Genomic DNA, 12167 nt, shown 5'->3' on the forward strand with positions numbered 1-12167 from the left:
CCCCGGCAAAGGCATAATGGGTGGGAATGCACCAAGAAAAGTGAATAGGCGCGGTGGGAGGCGTCGCCGTAAAGATCAGCACAATTGCGGAAATCCTCTTGGCTTCAGCTGCCTGCATGTACGCCCGCCTACCCCAGAGGTTGCTGCGGAGGTTGCGGCTGCCCTGAGCTACCGCACGGGGCCCGTATCAACCCGCGCCTCCAGCTGTTCCTGCACGGGTAGCGGAAGCTTGCTTAGCAAATCCAGGCCGGAGGCGGCCTCAATGGCATCTACGCTCACGCGGTACCGGCTCCAGTCGGGGCTTACGGATTGGTCGTTGGGCGTATCCACGGCCACAATGCGGGCCTGGCCGGCGGCAATGCGCTGCAGGTCGTTGCTGCCTTCCGGTAGTAGCACCAGCACCTTCCAGATGCGGGCGGGCACCGTTACCCGGCCCTGGTCGAGGGTCGTCATCTTGCCATTCTGGCCGGTGCCTCCCTTGCCGTAGCTACCCATGATAACGTAGATTTCCTGGCCTTGGCGCACCTGGTCGCGGCCCCACTCTTCCAGGGCGCTCCAAGTGCGCTGGTTGTTGTTGCCAGCCTGCGGAATCATGTTGGTCATCAGGAAGGTAGCCGAGTTGTCGTCCAGGTCCGTGGTGCGGTCGGCACTGGGACAGTTGTGGCCTTTATCGAAGCCGGAGCCGGCGTAAGAGTTGCGCGTGACCTGGTAAAACTGCCGGGGCAGGGCCGGGTCGGGGCGGAAGTCGTCCTGGCGCGGGGCTGCGCCCATCCAGGCCCGGTTCAGGTGCCAGCTTACCCAGGTGGGCGTGCCGCGCTGGGCGTTGTAGCCCACGGCGAACTGGGGCTTACTGAGTAGGTAGTTGGTGGGCGTGTTTACGTTTGGGGTAGCGCCGCTGGGGTTGCCTAGGGCCATGTTATCGTCGCGGCCCGTGACTGCGGCTTGGGCTGGGGCGGGAGTAGCCGGGGCAGGGCTGGGCGCTGGGGAGGAAGGAGCCGGGGGAACGGGGCCACCTGCCCCGCCAGCAACCGCGCCGCCGGCTGCTTCTAGGGCAATGTCGTCGATGTTCAGGCGGCCCGAGCCGCCATCGGTCTTGCGGATTTCCAGGCGCAACGGGCCGGCGGCTCCTCCCTGAAACGTCGTCACGATGAGCCGTGGCCCCTGCGCCCGCACCGGCTGCCCAATGCGCCGGAACGTGCGGCCCCGGTCGAGGCTACCCCACAGCTCCCAGGTGCTGGCCGGGTCGTCGCCGTAGGCGGCACTTTTGATACGGATGGTTTGCACGCCGCCGGGCGCATCAAAGTTCATGCGCAGCCGGCCCTGCCCGCGCAGGCGGGCCGCACGCTGTCCGCTCTTATGATCCTGGTCGGAGGAGCCGATTAGGGCATCCTCGAAATGCCAGGAACCGGAGGCCAGCGTTTCATCAGCGGCCGCGTAGGCTCCTTTTTCAGCCGTTTCAAACGTTTCGGTAATCCGTCCCGCCCCCGACTGGGTAGGCTGAGAGGCCGATGACTTGGCCGGCGCAGTGCGGGCCGTTTCGGGCGGGTTTTGAGAGCAGCCCAGGGTACTGAGGCTGAGCAGCAGGGCGGAAAACAACAAAGGAGCGGGGTGTGAAAACATGAGCAGCGGTACGAACTAGACAACGAATGTAGTGTAGAACCCGAGCTTTCCATGCCGGGCCTGGAGGGCATCCCGCGGCCGTTTGTGGGCAACTAACGGCCGCGCCGGTTGGATTCCCTGCGGGTTCTGTGAACTTGCAGATATTATTCCAGTTACGCCTGCCTGCCCTATGCCAGCTACCCCTCCCTTCCCGGCCCCCGCGCTGTCTTCGGCCTCGGAACTGCTCGCCGATGTGCTGTTCGTGTCGCTGACGGGCGTACTGTTTTACCAGCCAGTGTACGCCCCTGATAGTCAAGAAATCATTGATTTTCAGTGCGTACGGTTGAATCCGGCGGCCCAGCGCATGCTGGAGCTACCGGAGCACGCTGGCTGGACCCTGCTTGCCCAGTATCCACACTCCCGGCACAACGGCGTGTTTGCGTATTACTGCCAGGCCTTCCAGAACGAAGGGGCCGAACGCTTCGATGTTAATTATCAGGCCGACCGGCTGGACAACTTTTTTCACCTGGCAGCTCGGCGCAGTGGTCAGCTGTTGGTGGTTAGCTTCACGGATACCGCCGACCAAGACCGCAGCAACGTGGAGCAAACCCTGCGCGAAAGTCACGCGCGGGAGCGGCAGGCCCGGGCCGAAGCCGAAACCCAGCGCCAGCGCCTCCACGATATGCTCATGCAGCTGCCCGTGTGCATAGCCATATATGTTGGACCCAACATGGTGTATGACTTGGTGAATCCGTATTACCAGCAGCTGTTTCCGGAGCGCACAATACTGGGTCTGCCCCTGAGCGTGGCCCTGCCCGAGCTTAAAAGTCAGGGTGTATATGAGGAGCTCACTCGCGTGTACCGAACTGGAAAGCCCTATTACAATCAGGAGCAGGAAACCTGGGTTGATTTTACAAATTCAGGCCAGCTGCAGAAGCGCTATTTCAACGTGTTCTTCCAGGCCCTGCGCGATGCGGAGGGTAGCATCTATGGCCTGCTGAACTTTGCTTACGACGTGACCGAGCAGGTGCAGGCCCGCCAACAGGTGGAGCAGCTAAATCAGGAGCAGGCAGTTATCAACGAAGAACTGCAAGTAGCGAATGAGGAGTACAGCCTTACCAACGTAGAACTGGTGCAGACCCAGCGCGAATTGCGCACCCTGAACCAGGAGCTGGAAGCCCGCATTCAGGAGCGCACGACCCAGGTAGCAGCGGCCCTGCGGAAAGCGGAGCAGCAGGGCCAGCTGCTGGAGCAGCAAAAAGTGTTACTTCAGCACATTCTCAGCCAAGTACCCGCCTCCATTGCTACCCTTACCGGCCCCGAGCACCGGTACACCTTTTTCAACAGCAGCTACCACGTGTTGTCTGGGCAGCGGGCCCAGTATGACCTGCCCGTTTCGGAAGCTATACCTGAGATAGGTAGCCAGGGCTTTGTGCACCTGCTTGATAGAGTGTACAGCACGGGTGAGCCCTACGTGGGAATTGAGGTGCCCGTGCAGCTGCGCAACCCGGCCAGCAACACGTCACGGCAGCAGTACATCGACTTCGTGTATCAGCCCCTGGTAACGGTTGAGGGCAAAACGCAGGGCATTCTAGCCTTTATTGTAGATGCTACCGACAAGGTGCTGGCCCGCCGGGAGGTGGAGCGCAGCCAGGAGCTGCTGCAACTGGCCCTCACGGCGGGCCAGATGGGCACCTGGCACCTGGACCTGCGCACCAACACCTCCGAGCGGTCCTTGCAGCACGACCAGCTGTTTGGCTATACCGAGCCGCAGCCAGAGTGGGGGGCAGACCGGTTTCGGAGCCACGTAGTGCCGGAGCAGCAGGAACTGCTGGAAGCGGCTTCCTTGGAAGCCCGCCGAACGGGCAGCCTGCAGCTTGAGGTGCAGATTGTGCGCGTGGACCAGCAGCGGCGTTGGGTGGAAGTGCGGGGCAAAGTTTTTTACGATGAAAGCGGCACGCCTGTGCGTATGGCCGGGGTAATAACTGAAATAACCGAGCGCAAAGTGGCAGCGCAACAGCTCCAGTTTCTGTCAGATGAGTTGGAGGTAACCAATGCAAAACTGGAAGCCCGCAACCAGGACCTGCTGGAAACCAATCGGCAACTCAAGCGCACCAACGTGGACCTGGATAACTTCATTTACACGGCCTCCCACGACCTGAAAGCCCCCATTCTTAACATTGAAGGACTACTGAACGCCTTGCAGGGTAGCCTGTCTCCGGCGCCCGGCGCGCCAGAGGTAGCCCAGATTCTGGCCTTGATGTACGGCTCCGTGGAGCGCTTCAAAACCACCATTGCCCAGCTCACCGATGTAGCCCGTCTTCAGCAGGAATACGCCCAACCGGCCACTCAGGTAGCTTTAGCCCCGGTGCTGGAAGGTGTGCTCCTGGACCTGGCTCCCCTGCTGCAAGACACGGGTGCCCAACTAGAGGTGCACGTGGAGGAGTGCCCCTTGGTGGCCTTCTCCGAGAAAAACCTGCGTTCCGTGGTCTATAACCTCATCAGCAACGCCGTGAAGTACCGCCACCCTGGGCGAGTACCCCGGGTGCAGGTGCGGTGCCGAACCGAGCAGCAGTTTCTGGTGCTGGAAGTGCAGGACAATGGCCTGGGCCTAGATCTGGCCAACGGACAGAAGCTGTTCGTCATGTTTCGCCGCTACCATGCCCACGTGGAGGGCAGCGGCATTGGGCTGTACATGGTCAAGAAAATGGTGGAAAACGCCGGCGGACGAATTGAGGTAGTCAGCGCGGTAGGGGAGGGCTCCACTTTTTCGGTGTATTTGCCGCGCTAACCAGTTGCTGCGGGTGCCAGTCGAGCTGAAAATCACGCGGCTGAAGTAGCGGTTGGCACGTGCTGGGCTGCCTGCGTGGCGGCCGCGCCGGCCGCGGCTGTGGCGAAAATTGTAGCTCCAAGCCGCCGCCTTTTTATCCTTGCCCGATGCACTTGCGTAGGCAGTACTTCCCTGCGGCTCTGGCTTCTTCCGCCGTGCTGCCGCATCTGCTACCAACGACAACGGGTATGACCAAAACCGTCTTTATTGCCTCGGCCGAGCCCTACAGTGGCAAGTCCTTGCTGGCCTTGGGCCTGGTGAATCTGCTGCTGGGCCAGGCCCAACGGGTCGGCTACTTCAAGCCCATCATTGCCGGCGACCAGCCCCAGGACCCGCACATTGCTACCGTGCTCAGCTACTTCAAGCTACCCCTGGCCTACGAGGATACCTTCGCCTACACCCGCCCCGAAGCCTTGCGCCTGCTGGAGGCCGATGCCCAGGGCGAGCTGATTGACACCGTCATTCACAAGTACAAGCAGCTGGAGGAGCAGTACGATTTCACGGTGGTAGAAGGCAGCGACTTTGTGGGCCCCGGCACCGCGTTTGAGTTCGATGCCAACGTTTCCATTGCCAAAAACCTGGGTGTACCCGTGCTCATGGTGGTGTCGGGCGAGGGCAAAACCACGGCTCAGGTAGTCAGCACGGTGCTGACGGTGCTGCGCAGCTTCGAGGCCCGGGAAGTGCAGGTGCTGGCCGCCGTGGCCAACCGCATTCGGCCCGAACAGGTAGCGGACGTGCGTGAGCTGCTACGCACCCAGCTGCCGGAGGAAGTGCTGCTGGCCGTCATTCCCGAGGATGTAAACCTGCTACACCCCACCATGCGCGAGATTCAGGAGGGGCTTGGCGGCAAGCTGCTGCTGGGCGAGGCCGAGCTGGGCAACCAGGTCGATAACTACGTGATAGGGGCCATGCAGCTGCCTAACTTTCTGAACTACCTCAAGGAAAACGTGCTCATCGTAACCCCCGGCGACCGGGGCGACATCATCATTGGGGCCCTGCAAGCCAACCTCTCAGCCAGCTACCCCCGCGTGGCCGGCATTGTCCTCACGGCCGGCTCGGAGCCGGAGGAGCCCGTGCGCCGCCTGATTGAAGGCCTGCAAACGGTGGTGCCCATCTTGGCCGTGCCCACCGGCACCTTCGAGACGAGCACCCGGGTAGGCGCTATCAAGTCGCGCATCTCGCCCGATAATCCGCAGAAAATTCAGCTGGCCATTCAGACGTTTGAGCGGTACGTGGACGTGCGCGCCCTGCAGGAGCGCCTGGCCCGCTATCAACCCGAGGGCATCACGCCCCACATGTTCCAGTACCGCCTGCTGCAGTGGGCCAAGCGCAAGCGCCAGCACATTGTGCTACCCGAAGGCAACGACGACCGGATTCTGCGCGCTGCGGCCCAGCTCCTGCACCAGGACATCGTGGACCTAACCATTCTGGGCAACCCCCAGGAGGTAGCGGCGTCGGCCAAACGGCTGGGCCTAAACATGCCGGTAGGCGAGCACCTGCAGGTGCTAGACCCGGTAAACTCCAGCTACTACCCCGGCTACGTGCAGGCCTTTTATGAGCTGCGCCGCAGCAAGGGCGTGAACGAGGACATGGCCCGGGACATGATGCGCGACGTGTCGTACTTCGGGAGTATGATGGTGCACCAGGGCCACGCCGACGGCATGGTGTCGGGGACGGTGCACACTACCCAGCACACCATTCGGCCGGCCCTGCAGTTCATCAAAACCAAGCCGGGCGTGTCGGTGGTGTCGTCGGTGTTTTTCATGTGCCTGCCCGATCGGGTGGCCGTGTTCGGCGACTGCGCCGTAAACCCCAACCCCACGGCCGAGCAGCTCGCCGAAATTGCTATTTCCTCGGCCGAAAGCAGCCAAGCCTTCGGTATCGAGCCCCGCATTGCCATGCTGTCCTATTCCTCGGGCACGTCGGGGGCGGGGGCTGATGTGGAGAAGGTGCGCCAGGCCACCGAGCTGGTCCGTCAGCTCCGCCCCGACCTCAAAGTGGACGGCCCCATCCAGTACGACGCCGCCGTGGACCCCATAGTGGGCCGCCAGAAATTGCCCGACTCGGAAGTAGCCGGCCAGGCCAGCGTGCTCATCTTCCCCGACCTGAACACCGGCAACAACACCTACAAAGCCGTGCAGCGCGAAACCGGGGCTCTGGCCATCGGGCCCGTGCTACAAGGCCTCAACAAGCCCGTCAACGACCTCAGCCGCGGCTGCACCGTCGATGACGTATACAACACGGTCATCATCACGGCCATCCAGAGTCAGCAGGGGTAGCAAACAGGGTTCCGGGTAGTAGCAGGAGCTAAAATGCGGCGGCCTCGTTTACTTTCCTTGTAGCTTGCAGCCTGGTAAAACGAGAAAGAAGTACACCATTTTCTAACACAGAAACAGCGCACCACCCCAACCTATGCCTTCAGGACTTTTTGCTTTACTAGATGATATTTCGGCTTTGGTGAAAGTCAGCGCGGCCAGCCTCGACGATGTGCCGGCGCAGGTCGCCAAAACTACCGGCAAGGTGTCTGGCATCGTGATAGATGACACGGCCGTGACGCCCAAATACGTGGTGGGCCTGGACCCCTCCCGGGAGCTGTCCATCATCTACCAGATTGCCAAGAAATCCCTCATCAACAAGATTCTGATTTTAAGTCCGGCGGCCCTGGTGCTGGGCTACTTCGCGCCCTGGGCCATTACCCCAATCCTGATGCTGGGCGGGGCGTATTTGTGCTTTGAGGGTTATGAGAAGGTGCATTCCATGTTCAGCAAGCACCACGAGGTGCATCCGGAAAGTGAGCAGGTGAAAGCCATTACCCCGGAGGAACTGGAGAAGGAGCGGGTGACGGGCGCCGTGAGAACCGACATCATTCTATCGGCCGAGATTATGGCCATTGCTTACAGCCAGGTAACCGGCCAACCGATTGTCAATCAGATTATCGTGATGCTGGCCGTGGCGGTGTTTATCACCGTGGCCGTGTATGGCTTTGTGGGCCTGATTGTAAAAGCGGACGACATCGGTCTGCACTTGGCCGGGGAGAATTTTGGCCCCGCCACCCAGAAATTTGGGCGCGGCATCGTCAAGTTTATGCCCAGCTTCCTGCGTATTCTGAGCTACGTAGGTACGGCCGCTATGCTGTGGGTAGGGGCCGAAATTATTGCCCACGGTGTTCCTTTCACCAGCCACTTGCTCCACGACTTGGAACATGCGTTAGCCAACGTGCCGGCCCTAGCCTGGCTGGCCAAAGTACTGGCCTGTGGTATCGGCGGCCTTATCCTGGGCTTCCTTATTGATCAGGTGGTAAGGTTAGTGAAGAAAATGCGGCCTAGCAAAGCCTAAAGCATCTGCAGGTAGCGCGCGAATGCCGGTTATGCTGGTGCCTGCACGCGCAGGGCCGCGGCTCGGCATTGGATAGGCAAGAGTAGGACAACGATTTTATTTCTGCGCCGTCAACCATCCTACGCTTCTTCCCACACGATGAGCCTGTTACAGGCGTAGTCATGCATGGGCTGACTTTCCGTCTTTCTCTCCGCTATGAACATCTTCGTTGTAAACTCCGGTAGCTCCTCCATTAAGTATCAGCTTTTCCGGTGGCCGGTTCAGCAACCGGTGTGCAGCGGGCTAGTAGAGCGTATTGGCTACCCCAATGCCACCATTACCCACAACGTATTTACCACGCAGACACCCCAGCAAGTCCGCCGCACCCTACACCTGCCCGACCACGAAGCCGGCTTGCGCGAGGTAGTGGCCCTGCTAACCGATGCAGAGCACGGAGTGTTGCGCGACCCGGCGGAGGTAGAAGTAGTAGGGCACCGCGTGGTGCATGGTGGGGAAAGCTTTGCAGCTACTACGGAGCTCAATGAAGAAGTGAAAGCCGAAATCCGCCGCCTGTTTGCCCTAGCCCCCTTGCACAACCCGGCCAATCTGCTGGGCATCGAAGTGGCCGAGCGTATCTTCCCCCAAGCTCGCCAGATAGCTGTTTTCGACACTGCGTTTCACCAAACCCTGCCGGAGCACGCCTTCCGCTACGCCCTGCCTGAGAAGATCTACACCGAGGAGCGGGTGCGGGTATACGGCTTCCACGGCACCAGCCACCAGTACGTGGCGGCCCAGGCCGCTACGTACTTGGGCCAGCCCGATGCCAAACTCATTACCCTGCACCTAGGCAACGGCTGTAGTGCCGCCGCCGTGCACGCGGGCCGCTGCCTCGATACCAGCATGGGCTTCGGACCCCTGACCGGGCTGGTAATGGGCACCCGCACCGGCGACCTGGACCCCTCGGTGGTTTTGCACCTGATGGGCCAGCTGGGCTACTCGGCCGAGCAAATCAGCACCCTGCTGAACAAGGAAAGCGGCATGCTGGGCCTCACGGGCCTCAGTGACATGCGCGACATCACCAAAGCCCTGGACCAAGGCGCCGCCCGCGCTACCCTGGCCTACGACCTCTACACCTACCGCATCCGCAAATATATTGGAGCCTACGCGGCGGTGCTGGGCGGGCTGGATGCGGTGGTATTTACGGCCGGAGTGGGCGAAAACGACGCGCTGGTGCGTTGCAAAGCCTGCGAGGGGCTGGAGTTTCTGGGCATTGAGCTGAACGAGCAGGAAAACCAGCAGCGCCGCTCCGGCATCCGGGAAATAAGCCAGCCGGGTGCCCGCGTAAAGGTGCTAGTGGTGCCCACCAACGAGGAGCTAGAAATTGCCAGTCAGTGCGCTACGCTGCTGGCCGAGTAGGAGCTTATTTTCCGCTCTTGGCCTGCTTCATTTGGGCCGTAAGGGGTAGGCTGGCCATGGCCAGGATGGCGTTGTCCTCGCTCCAGGAGGCGCAGGAGAGGGCCACCTGCCGGCCCTGCCACTTGCAGCTAAAGCCTTCCACACGGCCCGGCCCGTACACCTTCTGAAACGCGGGCAGTACGCGTGGGGCATGGTCGGCCCCTTTCACAATGATGGTAACGGCGGCAAATTGTCCGCGGAAAAACTTGTAGTGAATGCGGGTGGCCGAAAATGAACCCAACCGCAAATCCTCGTCGGTGCGCTCATAAATCTTTTCGTCGCCGCCGTCCCGGACGAGTCGCAGGTGCAGGGCCTCCGTTAGGGGAGCCCCAAAGTGCAGGCCCCGAAAGCCGTTGCTCTCATCTAGGCGCTGCACCGAGCCAGCTTGCTGAGCGGGTAGAGAAAAAGGGAGGAGGGCCAGCAGGGCTAGGCCGCCGAAACGTTTCATAAAAAGCAGCGGAAGAAAGAAGGGTAGGCCAGCTTGTCGAGTCACACGACTAAATGCCGCTAAGCAAACGTCAAGCCAGCCGAAATAGTACCATCCTCAACCTCAGGGCATATAGTTAGGAAGTGTTAACAGTGATTACCTTGCAGTATGGAGCAGATGTTGACGGATGCGCAGTGGAGGCGGCTGGCGCCGCTGTTGCCGGGCCGTGCGGGCACGAGCGGAGGCCGGGGACGCGACAACCGACAGTTTGTGGAGGCTGTGTTGTGGTTGGCCCGCAACGGCGCGCGCTGGCGGGCCTTGCCGGCCGCGCGCGGCAACTGGCACACGACGTACACACGTTTCCAGCGTTGGGCCCGTTCGGGCGTGTGGCAACGCGTGTTCGAAGCGGTGCAGGACGAGGCCGCGCTGCACACGCTGTTGGTCGACTCGACGACGGTGCGGGCGCACCAGCATGCGTCGGGGGCGCGCAAAAAAACGGACCACAAGCCCTCGGGCGCAGTCGCGGCGGGCTCACTACCAAGATGCATGTAGCGGCTGATGCGCGCGGCCGCTTGCGGCGGTGCCGGCTCACGGCCGGCCAGCGCCACGACGCCCCGCAGGCGTTGCCGTTGCTCGCGGGCCTCACCCCGGACTGGCTCATCGCCGACCGCGGGTACGATTCCGACCCGCTCGTGGCCGAACTTGCCCGCCGCGGCACGCAAGCCGTCATCCCGCCCCGGCGCAAGCGCCGCCACCCGCGCCCCTACGACGCGGTGCGCTACGCCCAGCGCCACCCTGTCGAACAACTGTTCAGCCGCCTCAAGCAGTTTCGCCGGCTGGCCACTCGGTATGAAAAGCTGGATGCGCATTTTCTGGCGTTCATTTACTTGGCCGCAACCGTACTCTGGTTGCGTGACTGTTAACACTTCCTAGTATATTAAGAACAGGAACGTCATGCAGAGGCGGAGGCGAAGCATCTCGCGTGCTCATGTCTGATACTGCTACTGTGCCAGCTCAGCGAGACGGGGACGAGAAAACATAGAGATAGAAACTAGCCCTAGCTCTAATCCGCCGCTTGATGGTAGGTAGCACCCCCCTAATCAGCACCCAGGCTGCCTCTGGATTATACGATTACCCCGCCTAGCCAACTCTTGGCTACCCGCGCAAAAAGTCGGGGTAGACCTGCAGGCACACGGGAGCCGCCAGGTCCACGCTGACGCCGGTGGGCGTAAGGCGGCCGGTGCGGGCATCGGCAAAGTAAGTAACTACCGTGTTCGACTGCTGATGGGCAACTAGCACCACCCGGCCGGTAGGGTCGAGGGCAAAGCTGCGGGGTGTTTTGCCGGGTAGCATCACGTGCTCCACCAAACTCAGGCGGCCGCTGCTGGGGTCGATGGCGTACACCACTAGGCTGTTGTGGCCGCGGTTGGAGCCGTAAAGAAACTTGCCGTTGGGCGACACATGCACATCGGCGCAGGCATTCCACTCCGTAAAGCCAGCGGGCAGCGTGGGTATGGTCTGGATTTCGCGGAAGCTGCCCCGGCTGGCGTCGTAGGCCAGAGCCGTCATGGTGGAGTCCAGCTCATTGATGAGGTAGGCCAAGGGCTTGCTGGGGTGGAAAGTAAGAATGCGGGGCCCGGCGCCGGGCTTGGCCTGGTGGGCCGGGGTAGGCAGGCGCTGCAACTGGCCGTTGGCCGCCAGGGTGTAGCCGTACACGGTATCATTGCCCAGATCTACCGCGAAAAAGTACTTGCCAGCTGGGTCGGGGAGCATGCAGTGGCCGCGCGGATTTGCCTGGTTCTTGTGGGGGCCGTGGCCCGTGTGCTGGTCCACCGAAGAAGCCGGCTGCAGCTTGCCGCCTTCCCCGAGGGGTAGGGCCGCCACCGTGCCGTTGCCGTAATTCGCCACCAATGCGTGCCGCCCTTGCTTGTCCAGGCTGATGTAGCAGGGAATAGTGCCGCCCGAAGCCTGCTGGTTTAGCAGCGTCAGCCCGCCGCGCTGCTGGTCGATGGCAAAGGCACTGACGCCGCCGTTGGGCGTGCCCTCGTAATTGTCCACCTCATTCACGGCATAAAGGGTGCGGTGCTTGGCGTCCACAGTCAGGAAGGAGGGGCTGGCCCCGCCCCGGGCTCCCGTTACCCGCGTCAAGGCCCCGGTGGCCGGCTCCAACCGATAGAGCCAGATGTTGTCTTGGTCAGCCGGGCCGTACGTGCCCACGTACACGAGGTAGCTATTGGCAGCCGCAGCACCCGTGCCGGCGCGGGCGCAGGCCGTAAGCAGGGCGCTGCCAGCCAGCCCAAACCCAAGGGTGTGCAGAAAGCGGCGGCGGCTGTTGGTAGATTTTTTCATGGGAAGGAGAGTGAGGCGCAAATGGGAGAGGAAATATACGCGCCAGCGGGGTGCCTACCCAGAAATAGGTTTGCTGGCAAGAAGCAAGTGTCGTTGCAGGGTAGTGCTGGGGCGGACAAAAAGGGGCAACGGCCTTGGGCACCGCTTCCCGCAGCGCAACGCCAGCTGCGGTTCCCGCGTCCTTGTGCGCTA

The 12167-nt window shown here is 61.7% G+C and carries 8 protein-coding genes; 5 read left to right on the top strand and 3 right to left on the bottom strand.

The window, feature by feature from the left end; all coding sequences use genetic code 11:
• Positions 1-168 precede the first annotated feature (168 nt).
• Positions 169-1620 (bottom strand): DNA/RNA non-specific endonuclease, encoded by a 1452-nt coding sequence (locus MWH26_RS06895; protein WP_247976619.1) that lies wholly within the window; start codon positions 1618-1620, stop codon positions 169-171.
• A 169-nt stretch (positions 1621-1789) separates the two neighbouring features.
• On the opposite strand from MWH26_RS06895, the gene MWH26_RS06900 reads away from it, so the two are divergent.
• The 4 genes from MWH26_RS06900 (at position 1790) to MWH26_RS06915 (ending at position 9160) form a co-directional block, all read left to right on the top strand.
• A complete protein-coding gene (locus MWH26_RS06900; protein ID WP_247976620.1) occupies positions 1790-4390 on the top strand; it encodes an ATP-binding protein in 2601 nt (866 codons plus the stop codon).
• 227 nt (positions 4391-4617) lie between these two features.
• Positions 4618-6708, top strand: a complete 2091-nt coding sequence (gene pta / locus MWH26_RS06905; protein ID WP_247977069.1) for a phosphate acetyltransferase — start codon at positions 4618-4620, stop codon at positions 6706-6708.
• 133 nt (positions 6709-6841) lie between these two features.
• Positions 6842-7765 carry a DUF808 domain-containing protein gene (locus MWH26_RS06910; RefSeq protein ID WP_247976621.1) on the top strand — a complete coding sequence of 308 codons (924 nt, stop codon included), beginning with the start codon at positions 6842-6844 and terminating at the stop codon, positions 7763-7765.
• Positions 7766-7960: 195 nt separating this feature from the next.
• Positions 7961-9160 (top strand): acetate/propionate family kinase, encoded by a 1200-nt coding sequence (locus MWH26_RS06915; protein WP_247976622.1) that lies wholly within the window; start codon positions 7961-7963, stop codon positions 9158-9160.
• Between the two features lie 4 nt (positions 9161-9164).
• Here MWH26_RS06915 and MWH26_RS06920 read toward each other — a convergent pair whose 3' ends face one another.
• Positions 9165-9647, bottom strand: coding sequence for a hypothetical protein (locus MWH26_RS06920; RefSeq protein ID WP_247976623.1), 483 nt, complete (start codon positions 9645-9647; stop codon positions 9165-9167).
• A 147-nt stretch (positions 9648-9794) separates the two neighbouring features.
• Between MWH26_RS06920 and MWH26_RS06925 the strand changes: the two genes are divergently transcribed.
• A protein-coding gene (locus tag MWH26_RS06925; protein ID WP_262921989.1) for an IS5 family transposase occupies positions 9795-10549 on the top strand; the annotation gives its coding sequence in 2 pieces (ribosomal slippage) (positions 9795-10128 and positions 10128-10549; 756 coding nt in all).
• A gap of 232 nt (positions 10550-10781) precedes the next feature.
• Here MWH26_RS06925 and MWH26_RS06930 read toward each other — a convergent pair.
• Positions 10782-11975: a lactonase family protein gene (locus MWH26_RS06930; RefSeq protein ID WP_247976624.1), complete on the bottom strand. Its 1194-nt coding sequence runs from the start codon at positions 11973-11975 to the stop codon at positions 10782-10784.
• Positions 11976-12167: the final 192 nt, after the last annotated feature.

Origin of the sequence: Hymenobacter sublimis (genome assembly GCF_023101345.1) — a bacterium.
Lineage (GTDB): Bacteria > Bacteroidota > Bacteroidia > Cytophagales > Hymenobacteraceae > Hymenobacter > Hymenobacter sublimis.

What these genes read in the sequence shown, in the direction of transcription:
- MWH26_RS06895 (WP_247976619.1), bottom strand. Translation starts at nt 1,620, where the DNA reads ATGTTTTCACACCCCGCTCCTTTGTTGTTTTCCGCCCTGCTGCTCAGC.
- MWH26_RS06900 (WP_247976620.1), top strand. Translation starts at nt 1,790, where the DNA reads ATGCCAGCTACCCCTCCCTTCCCGGCCCCCGCGCTGTCTTCGGCCTCG.
- pta (WP_247977069.1), top strand. Translation starts at nt 4,618, where the DNA reads ATGACCAAAACCGTCTTTATTGCCTCGGCCGAGCCCTACAGTGGCAAG.
- MWH26_RS06910 (WP_247976621.1), top strand. Translation starts at nt 6,842, where the DNA reads ATGCCTTCAGGACTTTTTGCTTTACTAGATGATATTTCGGCTTTGGTG.
- MWH26_RS06915 (WP_247976622.1), top strand. Translation starts at nt 7,961, where the DNA reads ATGAACATCTTCGTTGTAAACTCCGGTAGCTCCTCCATTAAGTATCAG.
- MWH26_RS06920 (WP_247976623.1), bottom strand. Translation starts at nt 9,647, where the DNA reads ATGAAACGTTTCGGCGGCCTAGCCCTGCTGGCCCTCCTCCCTTTTTCT.
- MWH26_RS06930 (WP_247976624.1), bottom strand. Translation starts at nt 11,975, where the DNA reads ATGAAAAAATCTACCAACAGCCGCCGCCGCTTTCTGCACACCCTTGGG.